Below are 23,786 nucleotides of genomic sequence, written 5' to 3' on the forward strand. Positions count from 1 at the left end.
TTGAGTAATGCTGGAGCGATCGTGCCAGAAGCTTGCGCGCGTAAAGGGGAGAAAATGGGTGAGTGGTTGAAAGTGCCTGGTGAGCGGTCAAAGGGGGCGGCGAGTGGTTCAGGCTCGCCGCCAGCGGGAGAAATAATGTGATACAGATCACCCGGTTACCGTGGCTGCGCTCCCCGCCAGGTAGCCTTCCAGCGTTTTAACCAGCTTTTCCTTAAGCCAGGCTGGCTCCAGGATCTGAATGTTGGGTAACCAGTAGAACAGCAGCGGCAGGATCTGGTTTTCATGTGCTGCCTGACAGCGCAGCGTCACGCCGTCGTGTTGCTCCTCCAGCAGCTCTTGTGCCGGGAGGAGATCGCGGCGCAGGAAGTAGTGTGAAATATTATCCTTAATAAATATTTTCACCTCGAAAGTATCTTCCGATACCCACGGATCGAGGTTTTTTTCCAACAGCCCGATCACATTTTCGTCCGGCGTAAAGGTGCGTTTCTGAATATCAAGCCAGCGAATCTGACTCAATGAGAAGGATTTTAACCGGCTATTTTCGGTAGCTTGTAAATACCATATATTTTTTTTGTTAATGAGTTTATAGGGGTTAATCAGCCGGGTTTTGCCTTTATAAACGATCTGGCAAACATTACAGTTTTTAATCGATTTTTCAATGTTGGATAAATGGCGACGAATATCACGTTCCGCCGTGTGCTCCGCCTCGTTGGCGAGAATAAGAATATGATTTTCGTCAACGCGGTTTTCGAGTTTCTCCCAAAACTCCGCGTTTCTTTCGGGGAAAAAGCTATCAGCATTCAGGAAGTTAGCAAGGGTATGGTGTAATCCTTTTCCGCCGGGCGATTGAGCGGAATGGATCAGTCGATATAGCCCGTTTCCGGTATGTTCCACAATCGGGGAGAGCGCATTTAAATCCCGGTAGACGGTACGCTCGGTAATATTAAATTTCTCCATCAGCGCACTGCGGTTTATCACACCGTTTAAATGTAGCTCAAGGAGAATATCGACCAGACGTTCAGCCGAGCGGCTCCGCGTCGTTTTAGCCATAAGGTCTTCCTGTATATTAGGGTATGCGCTGAATGATGCGGGTAGCACTGACACAGCGTGTCAGTATTCAGGCACAGAAAATTTCTCTTATGGCTATATAACGGCGTGATTTAGCGGAAACCTTAGGAATTTTTGCAGAAAGGCGCGCTGGCCTCAGGAGGGCCAGCGCGAGAGGGGATCACACGGCTGCTTCCGGCTCCATCATTACCGGGTGGAAACGACGTTTGAAATAGATCAGGCCGTGGCCCTCTTCACTGAGGATGATATTTTTAATTTCAACAAGATAAACCAGATGCGTGCCGATGGTTTGCACCTGACTTATCTCGCCTTCCAGGCTTGCCAGCGCCCCTTTCAGCACCGGTTGCGCCAGAGGACCTTTCTGCCAGCAGGAGAGGGTAAAGCGCTCCTCCATGGCCATCCCGGTCATACCGGCGAAGTGGCGAGCCATGATCTCCTGCTCGTGGTTGAGCACGTTCACGCACAGTTTGCCGTTGCCCTGAAACACCGGGTTCATGGCGCTGTTGGCGTTGATACAGACCATGACCGACGGCGGGGAATCCGTTACCGAGCAGACGGCAGTGGCGGTGATCCCGCAGCGTCCGGCATCGCCCGCCGTGGTGATGACATTCACCGCGGCCGACAGGCTGGCCATGGCGTCGCGAAAACGCAGGCGTTGTTCATCTGAATGCATTGAAACCTCCCGCTGCGTTATTTCAGCAGCTTGTCCAGCATGTTGATATCGCTGTTGTTGTGCAGGTGTGGCACCGTCCAGCCGTGTTGGTCGTACTCAGACATGCAGCGGTCGACCATCGCCATCATTTTGTCCATGTTGCCGGAGCTTTGCGCCTGGCGCAGACACTGCAGGCGAATTTCGTCCTGGCTGCCGGAGTAATTGATCTCATACAGCTCGTGACGGCCGCCAAATTCGCTGCCGATGGCATCCCACATCAGCTTCAAAATCTTGATGCGTTCGACGTGATCCATGCCGTTGGAGCCGCGCACGTACTTCGCCAGATACTGATCGATCTGCGGGTTGTTCAGATCCCGTGCGCTGGATGGCAGGTAGATCAGCCCGCTGGTGACGTTGCGTTCGATGATGTTTTTAATCTTCGCGTAGGCCATTGGCGCCATCACGCGATAGGTTTGCAGCGCCGCGTGATCCGGCAGGTACGCACCGTTCACCCACGGCGTGGCTTCGGAACACATGGAGTCGCTCAGCGCCCAGAACATATTGCGCCAGGCGACCACTTCGCCGAGATCTGCCTGCACGCCGCGGAACTCCAGGGTGCCGGTACACTCCAGCGATTTTTTCAGCAGGGCGGTGATGAAGTCGAGCTTCACCGCCAGACGCACGCAGGCCTGCAGCGGGTACATGCGGGCAAAACCGCCTTCCATAGTCCAGCGACGGCAGCGGTCGAAATCGCGGTAGATCAGCACGTTTTCCCATGGGATCAGTACATTATCCATCACCAGGATCGCGTCGTTCTCATCAAAACGGCTGGAGAGCGGGTAGTCGTACGGCGAGCCGGTAGCGCCAGCCACCATCTCGTAGGAGGCGCGGGAGATCAGCTTCACCCCTTCGGCGTCCATTGGCGCGACGAACATCAGCGCAAAGTCCGGGTTTTCGCCCATCACCTGCGCGGAGCCAAAGCCGATCATGTTGTAGTGGGTCAGCGCCGAGTTGGTGGCAACTACTTTGGCACCGCTGACGATGATCCCGGCGTCGGTCTCTTTTTCCAGCTTGATATAGACGTCTTTCACCTCGTCCGCCGGTTTGTGGCGGTCGATAGGCGGGTTGACGATAGCGTGGTTAAAGTACAGGCCGGTTTCCTGAATGCGGGTATACCAGTTACGGGCATTTTGCTCAAACTGGCCGTAGAAGGCCGGGTTTGCGCCGAGCGCGCAGCCGAACGCGGCTTTGTAGTCCGGCGTGCGGCCCATCCAGCCGTAGCTCAGGCGAGACCACTCGGCGATGGCGTCTCGCTGCTGACGCAGGTCGTCGGCGCTTTTCGCCACGCGGAAGAACTTATGGGTGTAACCGCCGCTGCCGGTGTCGGTGCCCCAGCACAGCGTATCCTGCATGTCCGGTTTGTGCAGCGCGTCGTACATCTGCGCGATGGAGGCCGCCGCATTGCGAAACGCCGGATGGGTGGTGACGTCTTTAACGCGCTCGCCGTAGATATAAATCTCGCGGCCATCCTGCAGGCTTTTTAAATACTCTTCGCCGGTTAACGGGCGTTTGGTATCAGCGCGGAACTCTTCAGGCTTCATAGGGACCTCGTATCGGAATTGGTTTGTTAAATTTATGTTTTGTTTTTGTTGTTTAATTGAAGCGTGAGAGGGGCGGAACGTGAAGGGACGATTGGGACAACGGCAGGTACTTTTCGCGAGAGATCGCAGAGTGTGATTTCCCTCACCCTAACCCTCTCCCAACGGGAGAGGGATCCCCAGTAATGTTTACCGAAAGCGATGAACGTTGTTTCAGGAAAATGAATGACTTACAGCGACGCCCTGGTCCGGCTGTAAATCGCTGAGGCGTTTCCTGCAGGCCGGGGCGAGGCGCAGGGATGCGCCGAGAGGGCGGCCTTACAGGGACGTTACATCCGCCCGTCCCCGATAAGCCGGAAGGAATAAGCCGAAGGCACCGCGAAGCGGCGATTTACCGCCGGGAGCCCGGGTCGCCAGGGTGGTGGCGACTGAGCCACCCTGGCACGTTCACGGGTCATGTTGTTACAGAGTAGCAAGGAACATAAAGTGAACGGAATGACCTCCACAGCCGTATGTTCCCCCTCACCCCAGCCCTCTCCCAAAGGGAGAGGGGGCCGTCTGTGCAGGCATTATTTATGGAGATCCCTCAGCCCGTTGGGAGAGGGCAGAGGTGAGGGCAACAGGGGAAACCGGTACTTTCTGCGCCCGATACGCGCTGGGCGAGCAACCCGTCAGGCGATTGAAAAAGCGGGCAAAATAGGCCGGATCCTTAAAGCCCAACTGCCACGCAATCTCGCTGACCGTACTGTCGGAAAAGAGCAACAGCCGTCTGGCTTCGCGCAGCTGGCGGTCGAAGATCAGCCGCTTCGGCGGACGGTTGGCGAAGCGGCGGCAGATATCGGTCAGGCGGGATTCGGTCAGGTGGAGTTCACAGGCGTAGTCCGGCACCGTCCAGTGCTGGTGATAGTGGGTGTCAATCAACTGGGTAAAGCGCTGGAACAGTTTTAACTCACCGCGCATGCCGCCTGAAGCGTGGTCGTCGAGCCTGGCGTTACGCAGCAGCAGGGTAAAGACCGCCTGCGCGAGCAGCACCAGGGTATGCTCGCGCCCAGGAAGTTGCCCGGTGGATTCCCTGGCAATCAGCAGCCAGTAGTGCCTGAGCGCCGCCAGCTCCTCGGGCTTATCGGCCAGCGACAGGCAGATCCCCGGCAGGCCAAACGCTTCTCGCGTGCCGGGGTAGAGCACCTCCAGCAGCGGCCAGATGAGATCCTCGCGTACCGTCAGAACGTGGCCATCGCTGTCGGATTCGGTGATAAACGCGTGCGGCACCGACGGCGGGGTAATGACGAACAGCGGAGCCTGCACCGAGTAGCGATGATCGTCGAGCTGGAGTTCTATCTGCCCGGTATCAAGAAAGTGCATCTGAAAATACTGGTCGTGACGATGCGCCTGCATGTCGCGGCCAAAAAAGGCCGCCATGCGGGCGAACGACTGATAGTGCACATCGTCGGTGCCCAGACTTTCGTCGTACTCTTTGCTGATATCGATATTGGCGACGGGGCTCTGGCACATAGCTCCTCCTCAGTGGATCTTCTGTGCCGCCATCCCCGGATCGCGCCCGAGGCTCTCCTGGCGGGTCATTGGGATCCGCGTCAGCACCAGCGCGCCCACCACCAGCAGCCCGGCGACGAACCACAGCCCGGAGCTGAAGCTGCCGGTAGCATCACGCAGAATGCCGATCAGCAGCGGGCTGACGGCGGATCCGACGTTGCCGATAGCGTTGATCACCGCCAGCGCCACCGCACGGGACTGCAGGCTAATAACCTGATCCGGCGTGGTCCAGAATATCGCCATGGCGGTAAACGATCCGGTTGAGGCCATGATGATGCCAAGCAGCTGGATCAGGCTGTGATCGGTGGCCGAGGCCAGCATCCATCCCGCCGCCGCGAAGAGATACGGCAGGATGGTGTGCTTTTTTCGCTCTTTCAGCCTGTCGGAGCGACGGCTCCACCAGATCATGCCGAGGATGGTGCAAAACTGCGGGATCGCCGCCAGCAGGCCGATCACAATGTTGCTGCTGCCGGTGTTGAAGCTTTGCAGGATCTGCGGCGTCCAGATATTGATCGCACTCAGCGTGTTCGTCAGACAGAAATAGGCCAGCGTATAGAGCAGTACCGCCGGGGTCAGGACTTCACGCAGCGTTGAACGCGGCGTGGCGGCATGCGCCACCGCCAGCTCTTGCTCACGGGCGATCATGGTTTTCAGCGTTTGCTTTTCTTCATCATCCAGCCAGCTGGCCTGATCCGGGGTGTCGTTAAGGTAGAACCAGGTCACCACGCCGAGCACCACCGACGGCAACCCTTCCAGCAGGAACAGCCACTGCCAGCCTTTCAGATTCCACAGCCCGTCCATCGCCAGGATGTAGCCGGAAAGAATAGAGCCGAGCATCATGGTTACCGGCATGGCAATCATAAACAGTGCGTTGGCGCGGGCGCGGTGATAGGCCGGGAACCACCAGGTGAGATAGACCAAAATCCCCGGCAGGAAGCCAGCCTCGGCAATGCCCACCAGCATGCGCAGCACATAGAGCGTTTCCGGGCTGGTGGCGAACATGGTGCAGGTGGACGCGATCCCCCACACCACCATGATCCCGGCGATCCAGCGCCGGGCGCCGATCTTCGCCAGCATGATGTTGCTCGGGATCCCGCACAGCACGTAGGTGACGTAAAAGAGCGTCGCGGCCAGGCCAAACATCGTGGAGGTGAGGCCCAGATCTTTGCCCATCGTCAGCCCGGCAAAGCCAATGTTGATGCGATCGAGAAACGAGAAGACAAACAGGATAAAGAGAAACACGATCAAACGACGGAACAGCTTATTTATAACGCGATGTTCAACAGCTTTATTATCTTGCAGGGTAGAGGTCGTCATGGTGCGCTCCAGATCTTACGTTTAGTAGACGGATTTATTGTTATTAACTGACGTAACCGGGTGATCGATAAAACGTGCCGCCAGCGCTTCGGCGCTGCGGGCGAGCAGGGTGGTGTCGACGCCGACGGCGACAAACAACGCACCGAGTTCGAGATAGCGTTTTGCCAGCTGCTCGTTGGCCATCAGGATGCCGGGCGCTTTGCCGGCGCTCAGGATCTGCGCGATCGCCTGTTCAATGGCCGCCTGCACTTCCGGGTGCTGAGGATTACCGGCAAAGCCCATGTCGGCGCTCAGATCCGCCGGGCCGATAAACACCCCGTCGACGCCGTCCACATCCAGGATCTGCGGCAGGTTTTTTAGCGCCTCGCGGGTTTCGATTTGCACCAGCACGCACATGGCGTCGTTGGCCTGGTGCAGGTAGTCCGGGATGCGGTTCCAGCGCGAGGCCCGCGCCAGGGCGCTGCCCACGCCGCGAATACCCGCAGGCGGATAGCGCGTGGAACGGACCGCCAGACGGGCTTCTTCGGCGTTTTGTATCATCGGTACCAGCAGGGTTTGCGCGCCCACATCCAGCAGCTGTTTGATCTGCACCGGATCGTTCCACGACGGGCGGACGACCGGCTGGCTCGGATAAGGGGCGATGGCCTGCAGCTGGGTTAAGACGGTCTGCACGGTGTTCGGCGTCGATCAGCAGCCAGTCGAAACCAGCCCCCGACAGCAGTTCGGCGCTGTAGCTGCTGGTCAGCCCCAGCCATAAACCAATCTGCGGCTTTCCGGCTTTCAGCGCCGTTTTGAATGCGTTTTGCATGGTTATCTCCTAGACAAAGCGGCAGCTGATGGAGCCCATGTTGCCGTAGTCCACGTGGAAGGTATCGCCTTTGCTGGCCGCGACCGGACGGGTAAACGAACCACCGAGAATGATCTGGCCAGGCTCAAGCTGAACGTCGTAGGGGGCAAGTTTGTTGGCCAGCCACGCCACACCGTTAGCCGGGTGGTTGAGCACGCCCGCGGCAACGCCGGTCTCTTCGATCACGCCGTTGCGATAGAGCAGGGCGGAGATCCAGCGCAGATCCAGCTCGTCGGGCTTAATCGGACGGCCGCCGAGGATCACGCCCGCGTTGGCGGCGTTATCGGAGATGGTGTCGAACACCTTGCGCGGGCGCTGGGTTTCCGGGTCAACGTTGTGGCAGCGGGCGTCGATCAGTTCCAGCGCGGGGATGACGTAATCTGTGGCGTTGTAGACGTCGAAGATCGTGCAGTTCGGTCCGCGCAGCGGTTTTGCCAGCACGAAGGCCAGCTCCACCTCAATGCGCGGGACGATAAAGCGATCGACGGGGATGTCGCTGCCGTCGTGGAAGAACATATCGTCCAGCAGCGCACCGTAGTCCGGCTCGCTGATCTGCGAGCTGGCCTGCATCGCTTTTGAGGTGAGGCCGATCTTGTGGCCTTTCAGCACGCGGCCTTCGGCGATTTTCAGGTTCACCCATTCGCGCTGTACGGCGTAGGCGTCTTCAATCGTGATCTCCGGGTACTCCAGCGAGATCGCGCGGATCTGCTCCCGGGACTGCTCCGCCTGATGCAGGCGGTGGGCGATCAGGGTATGGGTGTGTTTGTCGAGCATGGCGATATCCTGTTTTATGTTTGTTTTCTCCCTCTCCCAGTGGGAAAGGGACGGGGTGAGGGCATCGGGCCGCAGAGATTTCCCCTCACCCTAACCCTCTCCCAAAGGGAGAGGGGACGGTATTACGTAAACAACGCGTGCACGTTGTTTTGCTTGTAATTGAGCGTCGGGTGCAGTTCGTCGAGCTCAAACGACAGCGCCAGATAGCGGCTCGCCATGAGGTCGGCAAAATGCGCTTTGATCAGCGCAAACAGCATCTCCCCCACGGCCTCGCGGCTCTCCAGGCTGCGTCCGGAGCCAATCTTCAGCGTCATATGCACAAAGGCGTAATCCTGCTTGCCGTCCGCCATCTGCCAGGTATCCAGCCAGTGGGCACGGCTGCGGATACCGCCGATGGGGAAAATACCGGTGGCGGCCAGCGCCTCGTTCACTTTGGCGAACAGCCCCGGCAGGTCGGCCTGCTCGCGGATGTTGTCGGTACATTCAGCGATAAAATGCGGCATGGTGGCTCCTTACGCGGGCAGCGGGAAAACGGCGTTAACCTGGCCGGTACCGGAGCTGGCGAACAGCTCGGTGAGGAATTCAACCTTGCCGTCGTATTTGTCCCAGCCGAGCATACCCAGCAGCATCACCGTGTCGTGCATGTTGCCCTCGCCGTAGCAGTAATCGGCGTACTCCGGCAGCATGCTGCAGAACTCTTTGAACTGGCCTTCGCGCCATAGCTTCACCACCCGTTCGTCCATCTGGCGGTCGAACTCGCGGGTGTAGCTGTTCATCCCTTCTTCCGCACGCTGGTCGTCGATAAAGCGGTGCGACAGTGAGCCGCTGGCGAGCACCGCCACGGTGCCGTCATACTTTTCGATGGCGCTGACGATGGCCTCGCCCAGCCTGCGGCTGTCGGCGAAGTCGTGAACCGTGCAGAACGCCGAGATGGAGACCACTTTGAAGTGCTTATCCGCGTTCATGTAGCGCATCGGCACCAGCGTGCCGTATTCCAGCTTCAGGCTCGGGATGTTGTGCGCTTTGGCGCGCACGCCAAGCTTGACCGCCTCGTCGGCGATCAGCTGCCCGAGCTCCGGGTTGCCGTCGTAGTCGTAGGTCATGTCGCGGATAAAGTGCGGCAGCTCGTTACTGGTGTAGATGCCTGAAAAATGGTCCGCACAGTTGATGTGATAGGCGCTGTTCACCAGCCAGTGGGTGTCGAAGACGATGATGGTATCGACGCCCAGCTCGCGGCAGCGCTTGCCGATCTCTTTGTGCCCGTCAATGGCCCCCTGACGGCAGCCGTGGTTTTTACCCGGCAGCTCAGAGAGATACATTGACGGTACGTGCGTGATTTTTGCCGCTAACGCTAACTTTCCCATTTTAGATCCCCCATTTTGGAATCGGATGGTCGCCCATGGAGATGCAGACGTTCTTCATCTCCGCGAACACCTCAAAGCTGTACTCGCCGCCTTCGCGCCCGGTGCCGGAGGCCTTCACGCCGCCAAACGGCTGGCGCAGATCGCGCACGTTCTGGGTATTCACGAACACCATGCCCGCTTCGATATTGCGCGCCAGACGCAGCACTTTGCTGACGTCCTGGGTCCAGATGTACGACGCCAGGCCGTACTCCACGTCGTTGGCCAGGCGTAGCCCTTCCGCTTCATCCTTGAACGGCAGCAGGCATGCTACCGGGCCGAAGATCTCCTCCTGCGCCACGCGCATGCGGTTGTCGACATCCGCCAGCACCGTCGGGCGCAGGAAGTTACCGCCTTTCAGGTGCGCAGGCAGGTCGGCCGGTTTGTCCGGGCCGCCCGCCAGCAGGGTCGCGCCCTCCTCAATGCCCAGGCGGATATAGCCGGAGACTTTCTCCCAGTGCTGTTGGCTAATCAGTGCGCCAATCTGGGTGTTCGGATCGGTCGGATCGCCCACGCGCAGGCGGTTGGCGCGCTCGGCGAAGCGTTTGACGAATTCCGGGTAGATGCTCTGCTGGATGAAAATGCGCGAGCCCGCGGTGCAGCGCTCGCCGTTGATGGAGAAGATGGTGAACAGGGCGGCGTCCAGCGCGCGCTCAATGTCGGCATCTTCAAAAATCAGCACCGGGGATTTGCCGCCCAGCTCCATGGAGTATTTCTTCAGCCCGGCGTTTTTCATGATATTGCGCCCGGTGGCGGTGCCGCCGGTGAAGGAGACGGCCCGCACGTCGTGATGGCGCACCAGCGCATCGCCTGCCGTGGCGCCATAGCCCTGCACCACGTTCAGCACGCCCGCCGGAATACCCGCCTCCAGCGCCAGTTCGCCCAGACGGTCGGCGGTCAGCGGCGAGAGTTCAGACATCTTCAGCACGGCGGTATTCCCCAGCGCCAGGCAGGGGGCGACCTTCCAGGTGGCGGTCATAAACGGCACGTTCCACGGCGACACCAGCGCGCAGACGCCCACCGGCTGCACCAGGGTGTAGTTCAGCATCTTGTCGTCAACCGGGTAGGTTTTGCCGTTCATCTGCTGGCACACTTCGGCGAAGAACTCGAAGTTGTGCGAGGCGCGCGGGATAAGCACGTTTTTGGTCTGGTGGATGGGCAGGCCGGTGTCGGCGGTTTCCATCGCGGCAATGTCCGGCACGTTCTGGTCAATCAGATCGCCCAGGCGACGCATCAGACGCGCACGCTCTTTCATCGGCAGGTTGGCCCACTTTGGGAAAGCCTCTTTTGCTGCCGCCACGGCCTGATGGATTTCCGCTTCCCCGCCGGCGGCGACTTCTGCCAGCACCTCGCCGGAGGCCGGGTTGGTGGTGTGGAAGTAGTCGCTTCCCGCCACGTTTTTGCCGTTGATCCAGTGGTTAATCTTTTTCATTTTGCCGTCTCCTCACTCACAATCCGGTTTACTAGGCGACCCACGCCTTCCACTTCCACCACCACTTCATCCCCCGGTACCACGTCGGACAGTCCTTTTGGCGTGCCGGTGGCGATCATGTCGCCCGGCTGCAGAGTCATGAATTCGCTCAGGTATGCAATCAGGTATGGGATGCTGAAGATCAGATCCGCCGTGGTCCCTTCCTGACGTAATTCACCGTTGACGAAGGTGCGCAGGGTTAAGTTATGCGGATCGGGAATGGCTGCTTTTGGCACGATGTTGGGGCTGATGGGGGTTAACCCGTCGCGGCTTTTGACCCGCAGATTCGGGCGGTAGTAATTTTCGAGATAGTCGCGAATGGCGTAGTCGTTACAGACCGTGTAGCCCGCAACAAAATCCATCGCCTCGGCTTCACTGACCTTACGCGCGGTTTTGCCGATGACCACCACCAGCTCCGCCTCGTAGTGCATGTACTCAACGTTGTCCGGGCGTACCGAGGTCTGGTTGTCGCCGTTGAAGGTATTGGGCGCTTTGATAAATACCAGCGGCTCTGTCGGTGGCGTGAATGCCAGCTCGCTGGCGTGATCGGCGTAGTTCAGGCCGAGGGCGAACAGCGTGGGGTGAGGGTGCGCGCCCTGAGCCATCGCCACGTCGCGTTCATCCACCACCGGGTTTTCCAGTGCCGGGAACCCTTCCGCCAGAATGCGTACCCGATCGCCCGGGCGGATCTCGACGCGGCTTTGCGGCGTGCCGAGCAAGATCGCATCGCCCGGATTCAGGGTCGCGAACTCGCTCAGGGCGCTCAGCAGTTCGGCGGCGTTGCGCTGTAGCCCGGCGGTGTTCCAGTGGTCCGCTTCGCGGCCGTTGATTTCGGTGATGATAGTCAGGTTATCCACGTTGTCGACGGCGACCAGCTCACCCAGCGGACAAAACCCGTCCCGGCATTTGGCTTTGATTGCCGGGCGATAAAAGCTCTCTTCCGGCAGGCTTACCTCGTTGGCCAGTGCGTACCCGGCGATGTAGGCCGCTGCGTCCTCCACGCGAACTTTGCTGGCCGTTTTGCCCACCACCAGCGCGACGGTTGCGCCGCTCAGCACCGTCTCACCCTGCGGGAACGGGATGGGTTCACCTGCGCGGATCACCGTGTTGTGTGGCTTGATAAACCACACCGCGGTTTTTGGCGGGGTGTTGTAGGGGGCTTTTTCAAACGCCTCAGCCCAGGCGTCGCGCTGGCTTTGGTGGTTCAGCGCCACGGCAAAAACGGTACCTTTCATTGACATACTCCTCAAGCCGGAACGCCGGCGTTAATTTTGTTAATATGTTAATGATCTGGTTTTATGCTTTTGCTGATTATTTCGCAATCAGAAGTGAAATATTTGTGATATGAATAACAATAAATTTACATTTTCTTTTAAAATGATATATTTATCATTGTGTTAATAAAGTGCTGTTGTTTCTGTTAGACTTTTCGATGGTCAAAAAGCAGTTGATTAAAACAGCGATTTTGAATTGTTTACTTGTTAACAATAAGCGGGAGTGGCTATGCATGATTCTTTAACTATCGCCCTGTTGCAGGCGCGGGAAGCGGCAATGTCCTACTTCCGACCGATTGTGAAGCGGCATAATCTGACCGAGCAGCAGTGGCGCATTGTGCGAGTGCTGGCTGAACATCCCTCGATGGATTTTCACGATCTGGCGTTTCGGACCTGCATATTGCGCCCGAGCCTGACGGGCATTCTGACGCGCATGGAGCGCGACGGTCTGGTGCTGCGCTTAAAACCGGTCAATGACCAGCGCAAACTGTACGTGTCGCTGACCAAAGAGGGCAACGCGCTGTACGAGCACGCTCAGGCGCAGGTGGAAGAGGCGTACCAGCAAATAGAGGCGGAATATACGCCGGAGAAGATGAAACAGCTGACGGCGCTGCTTGAGGAGTTTATCGCGCTGGGAAACCGCCATAACGCAGCGCGTGACGAAGAGTAAAAACCACAAATTAAAGGATGATTTTCGTAAAGTTTTCCCTTTCCAGGCCGAAAATTCTGTATCTGTCTGAAGGAAGAGAAAACATGTTAAACCGTATCAAGATTGTCACCAGCTTAATGCTGGTTTTAGCGATATTTGGCCTTTTACAACTGACCTCCGGTGGTCTTTTCTTCAATGCCCTGAAGCATGACAAAGAGAATTTCACCGTCCTGCAAACCATTCGCCAGCAACAATCCACGCTGAACGCCAGCTGGGTGGCGTTGCTGCAAACCCGTAACACCCTGAACCGCGCGGGCATCCGCTACATGATGGATCAGAACAATATCGGCAGCGGCGCGACCGTGAACGATCTGATGCAAATTGCCTCTGTGTCACTGAAACAGGCGGAAAAAAACTGGGCCGCCTACGAAGCCCTGCCGCGCGATCCGCGTCAGAGCGACGCTGAAGCGATGGAAATTAAGCGTAACTACGATATTTATCACGGCGCGTTGGCGGAGCTGATTCAGCTGCTGGGTGCAGGCAAAATTAACGCTTTCTTCGATCAGCCTACCCAGAGCTATCAGGATGGTTTTGAGAAGCAGTATGTGAACTACCTGCTGCAGAACGACAAGCTGTATCAGATGGCGGTGGAAAACAGCAACAGCTCTTACAGCCAGGCGATCTGGGTGCTGATCAGCGTGCTGATGGTTGTGCTGGTGGTCATCGTGGGCGTGTGGCTGGGTATCAAGCAGGCGCTGATCTCTCCGCTGACCCGTCTCATCGACAACATCCGCCATATCGCCAGTGGCGATCTGGTGAAGCGCATTGAAGTGGAAGGCGCTAACGAGATGGGTGAACTGGCCGACTCGCTGCGTCATATGCAGAGCGAACTGGTACGTACCGTTGGTGACGTGCGTAACGGCGCAAACGCCATCTACAGCGGCGCGAGCGAAATCGCGATGGGCAATAACGATCTCTCTTCCCGTACTGAACAGCAGGCCGCTTCCCTGGAAGAGACCGCAGCCAGCATGGAGCAGCTGACGGCGACCGTGAAGCAGAACGCCGAGAATGCCCGCCAGGCGAGCAACCTGGCGCTGAGTGCGTCTGAAACCGCACAGAAGGGCGGGAAAGTGGTGGATAACGTGGTGCAAACCATGCGCGACATCGCGGGCAGTTCGCAGAAAATCGCCGATATTATCAGCGTGATTGACGGTATTGCCTTCCAGACCAACATTCTGGCACTGAACGCGGCGGTTGAAGCTGCACGTGCGGGTGAGCAGGGTCGCGGATTCGCCGTCGTGGCAGGTGAAGTACGTAACCTGGCCCAGCGCAGTGCCCAGGCTGCCCGTGAGATCAAGAGCCTGATTGAAGACTCCGTCGGTCGTGTGGAAGTGGGCTCAACGCTGGTGGAAAGCGCCGGTGAAACGATGGGTGAAATCGTTAATGCGGTGACCCGCGTGACCGATATCATGGGCGAAATCGCCTCTGCCTCTGATGAGCAGAGCCGCGGTATCGATCAGGTTGGTCTGGCGGTGGCGGAGATGGATCGCGTGACTCAGCAGAACGCCTCGCTGGTGGAAGAGTCTGCTGCTGCCGCTGCGGCGCTGGAAGAGCAGGCGAGCCGCCTGACGCAGGCCGTCGCGGTGTTCCGTATTCAGCAGGAGCAGATGAAAGCACGTGAGTTTGCCGCTGCCAAAAGCGTTGCTGCACCGGTGGTGATGCGTAAACCGGCGACCGCGGATGCGGGCGATAACTGGGAAACCTTCTAACGCCGTGCGTGGTGCCGGGTGGCGGCTACGCCTTACCCGGCCTACGCAATGACGGTGCGCCACCGGGCGATATTACAGAGGCAGGCGCATGGCACAGCGAGCGTCATACGCTAAACCGTGCGCCATCTCTTCTTCGCGTTTTTCACGCAGTTCAGGCGTCAGCGTCGTTATCATTTCAAACCCCAGCCGCGCATAGAACGGCGCATTCCACGGCACGTCCCGGAAGGTTGTCAGCGTCAGCGATGCCAGCCCCCTTTTGCGGGCCTGGTCAGCGACACAGGCGATGAGCCGTCGGCCGATCCCTTTTCCCTGCCAGTCCAGATGCACCGAAAGCTCCACGATGAACAGCGACGAAACGTGCAATTCTGCGAGGATAAAACCGACCGGCTGGTCGTTGGCCAGCGCCAGCCAGCTCAGTCCGCGTTCGGCGTAGTCGAGATGCTGCTCAGCGGAAATGACATCGCCCTCTGCAAGCCAGGCGAGTTCCGGGTAATCCCGGAAACGCTCGCCCGCCGCGCGTTCTATGGCGGGCAGGGCGGTGACGTCACCGGGGCGTGTTGGGCGAACGGTGATGTTAAGGCCGACACGCATTAGCCTGCGTTACCCACGATTTTAATTTCGACCATGCCAATCCCGAGCTCGCGCGGTGAGTGGCCGAGAATATTGCCTTCATTGGTGGATTGCGGCTCTGGCGGCACAATCACCAGGGTATTACTCCGTGAAGGATTATCGAAATGCAGCGTGGTGGTGGTGACTTCGTTGCCAAGGGTCAGCGTTTGCTCGCTGTCGCCCACCCGTACCGGAACAGGGCGGTTAGCATTAGCGCCATACGCTTTGGCGGTGATCACCAGGTCGAATTTCTGCGGCAAGGGGTGGGCATACTCAATTTTTACTTCATTGCCCAGCTGTGCGTTGGACCAGCGACCCCAGGACTCCGGACGAGAGATACCGCTGAACTGTTTAACTTCTTCCGGCGCACCGGCGACGTTGAAGATGAAGCTGTCCGCTTTATAGCGAATATCGTTGTCGACGATTTTCAGCATATCAATGTTGCGCTGATAGCGGGCGGTATCGATAACCGTATCCCTGAAGGCGGTTTTGCCCTTCCATACTGGCTTATCCACGTGCTGCACGGTTTGCTCCCCGCCAAGCTGCCCCTGAGAGACGCACCAGTCCGTCGACAGCGCCAGCGGCGGCGACCAGAGCTGGCCCATTTTGTAGCACTTATCGACCCAGACAAAGTTATCTCGCGGGGCAAACTCCGCCAGCTGGAAGCGCAGCGGCGCCGAGTATTCGCTTTCGGGCAGCGGCTCAACGCGGTTATCCGACACGCGCAGCAGCAGCGGCAGCCGGAAGTGGCTGCCTGAGAAGGCGATCGTTTTTTTATCCTGATCGATAGTGAAGTCTTTCATCTCTTTCGGGAAGTTCCACAGACGAATGATATCCGGCTTCCAGGCGAGGATTTTTTCCTTCATGTTGAGGAACACTTCGGACAGCGATTGTCCCGACAGCGTGCTGCGGCCCAGGCCAATAAAGTTGTCACCGCCAAGAATATCCAGCACCGTGGCGCCGTTATCCATCGAATTACGCTTGGTGGCGATTACCTCCTGCTGCGGTGTGTCGCCGCGCAGAACGAAGAACAGGTTGCTGCGATCCTGTTTGTTCAGCTGATCCCACGCGCTGTTTTTCATCGCCAGATGGTCTGAAGAGACCACGATCACCGTGTTTTTGAACCAGGGTGAGGTTTTGATTTTCTGAACAAGGGCGGCGATATGCTCCTGGCTACAGGTGACGGCGCTGAAGGATTTATTATCTTTGCCGTCAATGTCGTAGCGTTTGCGCTTGCAGGTGCGCGAGACAAAACCGTCAGGATGGTGAGTATCTACCGTCAGGGCAAAGAGGGAGAAGCGTTTCCCGGCGCGGGACAGTTCTTCGAATTTTTTCCAGGTCTCCTCCAGTACGGTATCGTCGTAGAAGCCCCAGTCGTTGCGGTAAGTGGGATCGGCGACGGTCGTTTTTAACTCTTCTGAGCCGTACAGATGATCAAACCCGTGTGATTTCAGGAACACATCTTTCCCGGCAAAGCGCAGGTTGGCCCCCTGGACAAAATAGTTCTCGTAACCGGAGTTTTTCAGGATGTCGCCCAGGCAGATATTCTGCGGGAAGAAGCTCGACATTGAAGCTGAGGCGTTGCCTTCAAAGGGGGCAAACAGAGGAATGCCGCACTGGGAGGCGACCATTCCGGCAATGGTGTAGTCGGTGCCGGGCAGCTGCATGGTGTGACTGAAGTCGAGGCCTTCGTTTTTCAGCGCGCCCAGATCCGGCGTCAGGTTCGGGAAGGCGTCGTTATCGAAATAGGTCCTCTCCAGACTCTCGCCGTAGATGTACACCAGATTAAGCTTCGGGTTGGCTATCGTTTTCGATGGCTCTTTATAGTACGCCACGAAATCCGGGTCACCGTCGCGCGACTGGGATTTCACCAGCTCGGTGATCTGATGAAATGCCGGGCTGGCATCCACGGAGGCCAGCGCAAGGAAAAGCGCCAGCAGGCTGTAGCCATGGTGGTGCGGAAGATGACGGCGGCGGCGCAGCACCCAGGCGAGCGCGCCAAAAATGGTCACCAGCGCCAGCACCAGGCCCAGACCGGGGAGGATATATTTACCCACGCCCGCGCCCGTCAGGCTATTGGTCAGGGTGTAGAGCACCGCATCGTTTATCCCGTCTCCGGTAAAGTAATCGCTGGCGTAGAGCGTAATGTTTAAAACAATAAAAATGCCGAGCACCACCAGCGTGGCGATAAACCACCAGGTGTTACGGCCAGCTTTCCAGGCGTAAACGCCGATGGAGGCCAGAAAAAGGGCAAGGGACATTAACTCTGACAACAGCATATCCTCATGACGCCAGGTGCTTCGCTGGCTAATTGATTATTTTTTGGGTAATACAATGTAATGGCGATGTCGCTAAGCTGCAATTTTAGTGTCACGAAAGTGTGCCGTTGTTAGGAATTGGTTTAGAAAATCGTTTTTTTGAAGGCGGTCGCATCCTGCTGTACGGATGCTGAGACGAGGGCAGAAGGGGAAAATGCCGGTTTCACGCCGCGTTGCAAGACTAACGTATTAAACGCGGCGTGTTGTGGCAGGAAATGGGGCCGATCAGGAGATGAAATTAACGCCTTGTTTCAGCACCAGATCGCAGGCTTTGGTTTTCACCTGTTTCGCCAGAGATGAGTTGCCAAGGGTGCTCAGATTCAGCTGCTGACCATTTTGCGCGTTCAGCAGACCCTGAATGCCGTCCATGTAGTTGGTGTCGGCTTTCTGCTCCTGGGTGTCCAGACCCAGCTTACCGAGCACCTGGTTTTTCACATTTTGCGCATCGGTCACGGAAGCCAGCTTTTGCTTCGCACAGTATTCCAGGATGCCTGCTGCGTTGTTCATGGTGCCGGCACTCAGACTCTGGGAGCTATTGCCCAGCAGGCTGGTGAGGGAAGAGGCTGACAGCCCGCCCTGAGTGCTGCCGCTCTCTTTGGTGAGTTCGCTGGCGGCGCTGGAAAGGGACTCCTGCCATGACGCGGCATGGGCCATGCCGGTGACCAGCAGGGCGCCTAAAAGTGTGCTGAAAAGAATCTGTTTTTTCATAATGGCTTTCTCAAAAAGGTCCGTTTTGGGCCGGAAGGGGTCCAGTATATACCTCCGCTCCGGCGGCGATTCCTGGAACTGTCTTAATACTCTTTACCGGTGACGCGGCTGCGATAGCTTTCCCAGTCAAAGATGACGTAGAGGCTGTTGCCCAGCTTCATGCGATCCATCACGCGCTCGCCCAGTAAGCGGGTCATCTCGTCGATATTGTGGTTGGTCAGCATGCCGGTGGGACGCTTGGAAGAAGAGCGGCGATCGACAATCTGGTTAATGATCACCTTTTCATAGCGGGATTCGGTTTGAACACCGATCTCGTCAATAACCAGCAAATCCACATTGCTCAGATCGTTAAGCAGCTGCTCTTCGCTGGTTTCACGGTTGCTGAAGGTATCTTTCATGGCAGACATGATATCGGCCACGGTAATGATTAACACCGATTTCCCGCGCAGAAGCAGTTCGTTGCAGATGGCGGCGGCCAGGTGATTTTTACCGGTACCGGGCTTACCGCTGAAGATAAAGCTGGCGATGTTGCCGTCGAATTCGTCCACGTACTGCCGGGCGGCGGCCAGGGCGTTCATCTGCCCGTTGGTCTCAATTTTATAGTTATCGAATGAGCAGTTCTGATGCAGGGGGCGAATACCGGAGCGGTTAAAGGTACGCTGCATTTTCATCGCCCGGTTTTCACGGGCGAGGGCGGCAGCGCGGATCTCACCCTGTTCTTTTTGCCACGCCAGAAGTTCTTCACCCGTTGTGAAGGCAGGCTTCACATTGGCTGGCATCATCTTTTGCAGTCGTTTCATCAGGTCGCCGACGTTTTTCATTTCGCACCTCGGAATCCATTAGGGATCTGTTTATCCGGTTCTGAAAAAGCGTTGATATCGCGTTTTGGCTGGCCGTTATTGCTGGCGCGGTTAATTTGCAGATGGCGGGCGAGCTTTTGCTGCCACTGAATGTGGGTGAAGACTTTGCCTTCTGCCTGCCACCAGGCAATAAAGGCGGCAAGCTCCTCAGGGGTAGCCGGTTGCGTCAGCGCAATGCCCCACAATGCCGCCTGCCGCTGGAAATCCACATCCGGATGCCAGCCCGCGTACAGGGCAAATTTCCCCATCGGCACCGTGACGGGGGCGTTACCCGGCTCTTCAAAGAACTGGTTATCGAGCGTGACGTCACTTGCCGGGCGCGACAACCGCGCTTCTATCTCCAGAAGCTGCGCCAGACGCTCCGGGGTGAGGGCGTAAAACGCCGGGGCGTTGTCGGCCAACACTGCAAGCGTGCCGCCTTCGGCGTGCGTCAACACACCGCTGGGATCGCGCATAAAGGCATCAATACCAGCAATGCTGGTGGTCAGAATTCTGGAGGACATAACGCTTTCTCTACTGATTACTACGGGCGTGATATGGGCTTATGGTAGCACAGAGAGGATGAGGGAATGGAGGGGATTTCCCCGGTGGCGCTGCGCTTACCGGGGCTACAGTCGTAGGCCTGATAAGCGCAGCGCCATCAGGCATTTATCACGCGATGATATTCAGGGTCACGTCGATGTTGCCGCGGGTCGCGTTAGAGTACGGGCACACAATGTGCGCCGCATCCACCAGTTTTTTGGCTTCTGCAGGATCCATACCTTCAACGTGAATGTTCAGTTTGGCTTCGATACCAAAACCGGTTGGCAGTGGACCAATTCCCACTTCACCTTCAATGAAGGCCTCTTTTGGCAGCGTAAATTTGTCGCGTGCAGCCACAAATTTCATCGCCCCCAGGAAACAGGCAGAGTAGCCGGCAGCAAACAGCTGTTCAGGGTTGGTCACTTCGCCACCCATGCCGCCCATCTCTTTTGGCACACCCAGTTTGACGTCCAGGACGCCATCGGAAGAGGTTGCGCGGCCGTCACGGCCTCCGGTCGCTTTTGCTTTGGCAGTGTAGACAACTTTTTCTAAAGACATGGCAGGTTCCTCATCTTACGTTAGTGCGTGCTATTAAATAGCACGCGATGTATCGGGGTAAATAAATACGCGTAAAGTATAGCCTTACGCGTGATGTAACTGATGTCGCAAAAGTTCAAGCTGCTGCTTGAGTGCCAGCATGGTGTCAGTGTCACATTGCGCTGCGCATCCCACCGCGTGAGGGATCCCGGAGGCCTGCTGCTGCAGCTCACGTCCCGCATCGCTCAGCGTGACGGCAACCTGGCGTTCGTCTTTACGCGAACGCTGACGGTTGATCAGCCCGGCGCTTTCCAGACGCTTCAACAGCGGCGTCAGGGTGGCAGAGTCAAGGAACAGCCGCTCACCGATGTCCGACACCGTAATGTCATCCTGCTCCCACAGTACCAGCATCACCAGGTATTGCGGGTAGGTCAGGTTCAGCGGTGCCAGCAGTTGCCGGTACAGCTTGTTAAGCGCCAGGTTTGCCGAATAGAGGGCAAAACAGAGCTGGTTATCCAGCAGAAGCGCGTTGGTGGTGTCGTTCGTTTTTGCGTTCATGAGTTGAATATAGATAGTGCACGATATAATTGCAAGCAATTTTATGGACAGGTATAACGAAGCGCCACCTGAACGGCCATTTTCCGGTAGTGCTGGCGCTGAGCCTGCTCGTCTGCTCCCTCTTCAAACAGCAGCGTAAAGGTGTAACTGTTGGCAACATAGTGGAAGCTGAAGCTGCTGATCAGGCGGTGAAGATCCCGCGGGTCAACCGACTGGCTGAACAGCTGCTTTTCTTTTCCGCGCCGCAGGATATCGTCGAGCAGATCGAGCGCGCTGCGGTTGACCTGGCGCAGGTAGCTGGATTGCTGCATAAAGCGACCACGCTGCATGTTCTCCATGCAGATAATACGAATGTAATCCGGGTGGTCTGCGTGGTAGTCAAAGGTGGCTTCCACCAGGTGCACCAGCGCTTCAACCGGCGGTATGTCTGCAAGGCTGAGCGCTTTTTCACTGGCGCGGATCCGGGTGTAGACGTACTCAAGAACGAGAAGGTAAAGATTTTCTTTGTTCTTAAAATGGTAAACCACCATCCGTTTCGTGGTGCCTGCTTTCTCTGCGATCTGCTCCATGCGGGCGCCGTTCAACCCATATTCAGCAAAAAGGGCGATAGCGCTCTGAAAGATTTTTTCCTTCAGGCTGGATTCTTCACTGTGCTCAGGGAGTTCGCTGCCAGGGTTTGCCACATCCTTTCCTTATCGTCACTAAACGGAATAGAAAGATTATCCCCATGGCAGCGAAATAACACAAACATCAAACGCGCGGGCGTTTGCGGTAAAGCCACAGCCCCGGGATCGACAACCCGATAGAGAGTGCGCCAACAATAGATGAGGCCTTAAGAAAGTTGCTCAGAAGCAGGATCATTTGTGGCTCGGTGTAGCCAAAGTGGCTGATTTTTACCGCTGAAATCATGGCCGTATAGGCTGAAATGCCGGGGAACATCGGGATGACGGCCGCGACGGTGAACACCTTAGGGTGCGCCAGATACCAGCGCGACCACTGAATACCAATGCTGCCGACCAGCATGGAGGCCATAAAAGTTGACCACTCGATGTTAAAACCAGCGGTCATCATGATCATTCTCGAGCCATGACCGATGGCGCCCAGCAGCGCACACCATGGCAAAGCGCGCTGCGGGACGTTGAAGACCATCGCAAAGCCGACGGCGGGAATGGCGGCCAGGATCATGTCCTGCATCAGTGCCAGCAGAAACGTTATCACGCCCATCCGCGTAACCCCCACAGCGTCATGGCCATCACTACGCCGATACAGGTTGCCAGCGTAAGCAGGCTGGCAATCGCCCAGCGCGCCAGACCGGTATTGATGTGCCCTTTAAACATATCGGCAACGGCGTTAATCAGCGGGAAGCCCGGAACCAGCAGGAGCACGCTGGCGGCCATGGCAATGGTGGGCGTGTTGGCAAACTGCGGCAGGCGCAGCAGCAGCCCCGACACCGTGGTGGCAACAAACGCGGTGATGCAGAAGTTAATTTGTGGGTGCAACTGCCGGTGCGTCAGTACCTGGCGTACATACATGGCGATGCTGCTGGCGCAGAAGGTCACGAACGCGCCGTCCCAGCCCCCTTTATTGAGCTTACAAAAACAGGCGCACGATAACCCCACCATCAACACCACCAGCCAGCGCGGATAACGTAGGGGTTTAATTGGCTTTGTTGAATAAATCGAACTTTTGCTGAGTTGAAGGATCAGATCACGTATCTTCCCGACAACGCAGACCGTTCCGTGGCAAAGCAAAAGTTCAAAATCACCAACTGGCCCACCTACAATAAAGCCCTCATCAACCGTGGCTCCATAACTTTCTGGCTGGATGATGAAGCTATTCAGGCCTGGTATGAGTCAGCAACACCTTCTTCACGAGGCAGACCTCAGCGCTATTCTGACCTTGCCATCACTACTGTGCTGGTCATTAAACGCGTATTCAGGCTGACCCTGCGGGCTGCGCAGGGCTTTTATTGATTCCATTTTTTTCTCTGATGAACGTTCCGCTACGCTGCCCGGATTACAGCTGTGTCAGCAGGCGGGCAAAGTCGGTTAATGTCAGTTTCAAAACGCCCACCCGGGGTGAAATCGCACACCTGGTAATTGATTCCACCGGGCTGAAGGTCTTCGGTGAAGGCGAGTGGAAAGTCAAAAAGCATGGCCAGGAACGCCGCCGTATCTGGCGTAAGCTGCATCTCGCCGTTGACAGTAAAACACATGAAATCATCTGCGCTGACCTGTCGCTGAACAACGTTACGGACTCAGAGGCCTTCCCCGGGTTAATCCGGCAAACCCACCGGAAAATCAGGTCAGCCGCCGCCGATGGCGCTTACGATACCCGGCTATGTCACGATGAACTGCGGCGTAAGAAAATCAGCGCGCTTATCCCTCCCCGAAAAGGTGCGGGTTACTGGCCCGGTGAATATGCAGACCGTAACCGTGCAGTGGCTAATCAGCGAATGACCGGGAGTAATGCGCGGTGGAAATGGACAACAGATTACAACCGTCGCTCGATAGCGGAAACGGCGATGTACCGGGTAAAACAGCTGTTCGGGGGTTCACTGACGCTGCGTGACTACGATGGTCAGGTTGCGGAGGCTATGGCCCTGGTACGAGCGCTGAACAAAATGACGAAAGCAGGTATACCTGAAAGCGTGCGTATTGCCTGAAAACACAACCCGCTACGGGGGAGACTTACCCGAAATCTGATTTATTCAACAAAGCCGGTTTAATTTGGTTGAACCGTTTTTCTATCTCTTTCAGGTCGAGCAGCTTATGTTCAGCCAGAATGACGATGTGCTGCACTTCGGTTACCACATGCATATTAATGCCGCGGTCGTGGTTTTTACGGGTAGAGGTGAGGCACTGGCCATCTTTGATAGTGGTCAGCACGATAGCGTTCGATGAAATCGCGCTTTCGACGCTATCCATCCCCAATGCCAGCCCCAGACGCGTCGAAAGCTCCTCGACCAGGGCGCTTTCCGCCCCGTGCTGGAGCAGGAAAAGTCCGCACTGAATACACAGCCGCGTGGTGGCACGCTGCATCGTTATTTCTGCCTGCATGTAGTGTCCCGAAGTGTTGGTGAGTCGCTTGCCTGTTGGCCCCTGATGCTTACTTTTAGCACAGAGTGCGGTATCCCTTGCTCTGGGTCAGATCAAGATTCCTGCAAACAGTTGCAGCCCGGTTCGCGAAAGAGAATGAGGTTTAAATATAAATGCGATGAATTTATATGATTCGAAATATAGAATATTTATATTAAGTTATTCTTATTTTATATTTTCATTATTTTAATGCTCTTGCAATTAAA

General features: G+C 56.8%; 21 protein-coding genes and 4 pseudogenes. 3 read left to right on the forward strand and 22 right to left on the reverse strand.

The window, feature by feature from the left end:
• Nucleotides 1-147: 147 nt before the first annotated feature.
• From ECL_RS03600 to hpaG, 11 genes and pseudogenes are all read right to left on the reverse strand, one after another.
• Nucleotides 148-1,050: a helix-turn-helix transcriptional regulator gene (locus tag ECL_RS03600; RefSeq protein ID WP_013095445.1), complete on the reverse strand. Its 903-nt coding sequence runs from the start codon at nucleotides 1,048-1,050 to the stop codon at nucleotides 148-150.
• A 178-nt stretch (nucleotides 1,051-1,228) separates the two neighbouring features.
• Nucleotides 1,229-1,741, reverse strand: a complete 513-nt coding sequence (locus ECL_RS03605; RefSeq protein WP_013095446.1) for a 4-hydroxyphenylacetate 3-monooxygenase reductase subunit — start codon at nucleotides 1,739-1,741, stop codon at nucleotides 1,229-1,231.
• 17 nt (nucleotides 1,742-1,758) lie between these two features.
• Complete coding sequence (gene hpaB / locus ECL_RS03610; RefSeq protein ID WP_013095447.1) at nucleotides 1,759-3,321, reverse strand: 4-hydroxyphenylacetate 3-monooxygenase, oxygenase component; 1,563 nt, start codon at nucleotides 3,319-3,321, stop codon at nucleotides 1,759-1,761.
• A gap of 570 nt (nucleotides 3,322-3,891) precedes the next feature.
• Nucleotides 3,892-4,830 carry a 4-hydroxyphenylacetate catabolism regulatory protein HpaA gene (hpaA, locus tag ECL_RS03615; RefSeq protein ID WP_013095448.1) on the reverse strand — a complete coding sequence of 313 codons (939 nt, stop codon included), beginning with the start codon at nucleotides 4,828-4,830 and terminating at the stop codon, nucleotides 3,892-3,894.
• A gap of 9 nt (nucleotides 4,831-4,839) precedes the next feature.
• Nucleotides 4,840-6,186: a 4-hydroxyphenylacetate permease gene (gene hpaX / locus ECL_RS03620; protein WP_013095449.1), complete on the reverse strand. Its 1,347-nt coding sequence runs from the start codon at nucleotides 6,184-6,186 to the stop codon at nucleotides 4,840-4,842.
• A 21-nt stretch (nucleotides 6,187-6,207) separates the two neighbouring features.
• Nucleotides 6,208-6,994 (reverse strand): annotated as a pseudogene (gene hpaI, locus ECL_RS03625) (4-hydroxy-2-oxoheptanedioate aldolase).
• A 9-nt stretch (nucleotides 6,995-7,003) separates the two neighbouring features.
• Complete coding sequence (gene hpaH, locus ECL_RS03630) at nucleotides 7,004-7,807, reverse strand: 2-oxo-hept-4-ene-1,7-dioate hydratase (protein ID WP_013095451.1); 804 nt, start codon at nucleotides 7,805-7,807, stop codon at nucleotides 7,004-7,006.
• A 122-nt stretch (nucleotides 7,808-7,929) separates the two neighbouring features.
• Nucleotides 7,930-8,310, reverse strand: coding sequence for a 5-carboxymethyl-2-hydroxymuconate Delta-isomerase (locus ECL_RS03635; protein WP_013095452.1), 381 nt, complete (start codon nucleotides 8,308-8,310; stop codon nucleotides 7,930-7,932).
• A 9-nt stretch (nucleotides 8,311-8,319) separates the two neighbouring features.
• Nucleotides 8,320-9,171: a 3,4-dihydroxyphenylacetate 2,3-dioxygenase gene (gene hpaD / locus ECL_RS03640; RefSeq protein WP_013095453.1), complete on the reverse strand. Its 852-nt coding sequence runs from the start codon at nucleotides 9,169-9,171 to the stop codon at nucleotides 8,320-8,322.
• Between the two features lies 1 nt (nucleotide 9,172).
• On the reverse strand, nucleotides 9,173-10,639 hold the full coding sequence (hpaE, locus tag ECL_RS03645) for a 5-carboxymethyl-2-hydroxymuconate semialdehyde dehydrogenase (protein WP_013095454.1): 1,467 nt from the start codon (nucleotides 10,637-10,639) through the stop codon (nucleotides 9,173-9,175).
• Nucleotides 10,636-11,913, reverse strand: coding sequence for a 4-hydroxyphenylacetate degradation bifunctional isomerase/decarboxylase (gene hpaG / locus ECL_RS03650; RefSeq protein WP_013095455.1), 1,278 nt, complete (start codon nucleotides 11,911-11,913; stop codon nucleotides 10,636-10,638). The genes hpaE and hpaG overlap by 4 nt, the downstream gene beginning before the upstream one ends.
• 268 nt (nucleotides 11,914-12,181) lie before the next feature.
• On the opposite strand from hpaG, the gene hpaR reads away from it, so the two are divergent.
• A complete protein-coding gene (gene hpaR / locus ECL_RS03655; protein WP_013095456.1) occupies nucleotides 12,182-12,622 on the forward strand; it encodes a homoprotocatechuate degradation operon regulator HpaR in 441 nt (146 codons plus the stop codon).
• 83 nt (nucleotides 12,623-12,705) lie between these two features.
• Complete coding sequence (tsr, locus tag ECL_RS03660; protein ID WP_013095457.1) at nucleotides 12,706-14,370, forward strand: methyl-accepting chemotaxis protein; 1,665 nt, start codon at nucleotides 12,706-12,708, stop codon at nucleotides 14,368-14,370.
• A gap of 72 nt (nucleotides 14,371-14,442) precedes the next feature.
• On the opposite strand, the gene ECL_RS03665 is transcribed toward tsr, so the two are convergent.
• The 10 genes and pseudogenes from ECL_RS03665 to ECL_RS03710 all read right to left on the reverse strand — a co-directional run.
• Nucleotides 14,443-14,961, reverse strand: a complete 519-nt coding sequence (locus tag ECL_RS03665; RefSeq protein WP_013095458.1) for a GNAT family N-acetyltransferase — start codon at nucleotides 14,959-14,961, stop codon at nucleotides 14,443-14,445.
• Complete coding sequence (gene opgB, locus ECL_RS03670; protein WP_013095459.1) at nucleotides 14,961-17,252, reverse strand: phosphatidylglycerol--membrane-oligosaccharide glycerophosphotransferase; 2,292 nt, start codon at nucleotides 17,250-17,252, stop codon at nucleotides 14,961-14,963. The genes ECL_RS03665 and opgB overlap by 1 nt, the downstream gene beginning before the upstream one ends.
• Nucleotides 17,253-17,522: 270 nt before the next feature.
• Nucleotides 17,523-18,005: a YjjA family protein gene (locus ECL_RS03675; RefSeq protein ID WP_013095460.1), complete on the reverse strand. Its 483-nt coding sequence runs from the start codon at nucleotides 18,003-18,005 to the stop codon at nucleotides 17,523-17,525.
• Nucleotides 18,006-18,088: 83 nt separating this feature from the next.
• Nucleotides 18,089-18,826, reverse strand: coding sequence for a replicative helicase loader DnaC (dnaC, locus tag ECL_RS03680; protein WP_013095461.1), 738 nt, complete (start codon nucleotides 18,824-18,826; stop codon nucleotides 18,089-18,091).
• Nucleotides 18,823-19,368 carry a primosomal protein DnaT gene (gene dnaT / locus ECL_RS03685; protein ID WP_013095462.1) on the reverse strand — a complete coding sequence of 182 codons (546 nt, stop codon included), beginning with the start codon at nucleotides 19,366-19,368 and terminating at the stop codon, nucleotides 18,823-18,825. The genes dnaC and dnaT overlap by 4 nt, the downstream gene beginning before the upstream one ends.
• 148 nt (nucleotides 19,369-19,516) lie before the next feature.
• Nucleotides 19,517-19,945 (reverse strand): organic hydroperoxide resistance protein, encoded by a 429-nt coding sequence (locus ECL_RS03690; RefSeq protein WP_013095463.1) that lies wholly within the window; start codon nucleotides 19,943-19,945, stop codon nucleotides 19,517-19,519.
• Nucleotides 19,946-20,029: 84 nt separating this feature from the next.
• The gene (locus tag ECL_RS03695) at nucleotides 20,030-20,482 is read right to left on the reverse strand and encodes a MarR family winged helix-turn-helix transcriptional regulator (protein WP_013095464.1); all 453 of its coding nucleotides are present in this window, start codon (nucleotides 20,480-20,482) and stop codon (nucleotides 20,030-20,032) included.
• 41 nt (nucleotides 20,483-20,523) lie between these two features.
• Nucleotides 20,524-21,165, reverse strand: coding sequence for a TetR family transcriptional regulator (locus ECL_RS03700; RefSeq protein ID WP_013095465.1), 642 nt, complete (start codon nucleotides 21,163-21,165; stop codon nucleotides 20,524-20,526).
• 67 nt (nucleotides 21,166-21,232) lie between these two features.
• A complete protein-coding gene (locus ECL_RS03705) occupies nucleotides 21,233-21,706 on the reverse strand; it encodes a threonine/serine exporter (protein WP_013095466.1) in 474 nt (157 codons plus the stop codon).
• Nucleotides 21,697-22,143 (reverse strand): annotated as a pseudogene (locus ECL_RS03710) (threonine/serine exporter family protein); the annotation flags it as partial. The gene ECL_RS03705 and the pseudogene ECL_RS03710, both read right to left, overlap by 10 nt.
• A gap of 33 nt (nucleotides 22,144-22,176) precedes the next feature.
• Between ECL_RS03710 and ECL_RS03715 the strand changes: the two are divergent.
• A pseudogene (locus tag ECL_RS03715) lies at nucleotides 22,177-23,147 on the forward strand (IS5 family transposase).
• A gap of 55 nt (nucleotides 23,148-23,202) precedes the next feature.
• Here ECL_RS03715 and ECL_RS03720 read toward each other — a convergent pair.
• A pseudogene (locus ECL_RS03720) lies at nucleotides 23,203-23,541 on the reverse strand (threonine/serine exporter family protein); the annotation flags it as partial.
• Nucleotides 23,542-23,786 lie beyond the last annotated feature (245 nt).

Source organism: Enterobacter cloacae subsp. cloacae ATCC 13047, from assembly GCF_000025565.1.
In the GTDB taxonomy this organism is placed as follows: Bacteria; Pseudomonadota; Gammaproteobacteria; order Enterobacterales; family Enterobacteriaceae; genus Enterobacter; species Enterobacter cloacae.

Coding starts and splice junctions, on each gene's coding strand:
- hpaD (WP_013095453.1), bottom strand. CDS start 9,171: ATGGGAAAGTTAGCGTTAGCGGCAAAAATCACGCACGTACCGTCAATG.
- ECL_RS03605 (WP_013095446.1), bottom strand. CDS start 1,741: ATGCATTCAGATGAACAACGCCTGCGTTTTCGCGACGCCATGGCCAGC.
- hpaX (WP_013095449.1), bottom strand. CDS start 6,186: ATGACGACCTCTACCCTGCAAGATAATAAAGCTGTTGAACATCGCGTT.
- ECL_RS03600 (WP_013095445.1), bottom strand. CDS start 1,050: ATGGCTAAAACGACGCGGAGCCGCTCGGCTGAACGTCTGGTCGATATT.
- hpaH (WP_013095451.1), bottom strand. CDS start 7,807: ATGCTCGACAAACACACCCATACCCTGATCGCCCACCGCCTGCATCAG.
- hpaB (WP_013095447.1), bottom strand. CDS start 3,321: ATGAAGCCTGAAGAGTTCCGCGCTGATACCAAACGCCCGTTAACCGGC.
- hpaA (WP_013095448.1), bottom strand. CDS start 4,830: ATGTGCCAGAGCCCCGTCGCCAATATCGATATCAGCAAAGAGTACGAC.
- hpaR (WP_013095456.1), top strand. CDS start 12,182: ATGCATGATTCTTTAACTATCGCCCTGTTGCAGGCGCGGGAAGCGGCA.
- ECL_RS03690 (WP_013095463.1), bottom strand. CDS start 19,945: ATGTCTTTAGAAAAAGTTGTCTACACTGCCAAAGCAAAAGCGACCGGA.
- ECL_RS03695 (WP_013095464.1), bottom strand. CDS start 20,482: ATGAACGCAAAAACGAACGACACCACCAACGCGCTTCTGCTGGATAAC.
- ECL_RS03675 (WP_013095460.1), bottom strand. CDS start 18,005: ATGAAAAAACAGATTCTTTTCAGCACACTTTTAGGCGCCCTGCTGGTC.
- hpaE (WP_013095454.1), bottom strand. CDS start 10,639: ATGAAAAAGATTAACCACTGGATCAACGGCAAAAACGTGGCGGGAAGC.
- ECL_RS03705 (WP_013095466.1), bottom strand. CDS start 21,706: ATGGGCGTGATAACGTTTCTGCTGGCACTGATGCAGGACATGATCCTG.
- dnaC (WP_013095461.1), bottom strand. CDS start 18,826: ATGAAAAACGTCGGCGACCTGATGAAACGACTGCAAAAGATGATGCCA.
- hpaG (WP_013095455.1), bottom strand. CDS start 11,913: ATGAAAGGTACCGTTTTTGCCGTGGCGCTGAACCACCAAAGCCAGCGC.
- ECL_RS03665 (WP_013095458.1), bottom strand. CDS start 14,961: ATGCGTGTCGGCCTTAACATCACCGTTCGCCCAACACGCCCCGGTGAC.
- dnaT (WP_013095462.1), bottom strand. CDS start 19,368: ATGTCCTCCAGAATTCTGACCACCAGCATTGCTGGTATTGATGCCTTT.
- ECL_RS03635 (WP_013095452.1), bottom strand. CDS start 8,310: ATGCCGCATTTTATCGCTGAATGTACCGACAACATCCGCGAGCAGGCC.
- tsr (WP_013095457.1), top strand. CDS start 12,706: ATGTTAAACCGTATCAAGATTGTCACCAGCTTAATGCTGGTTTTAGCG.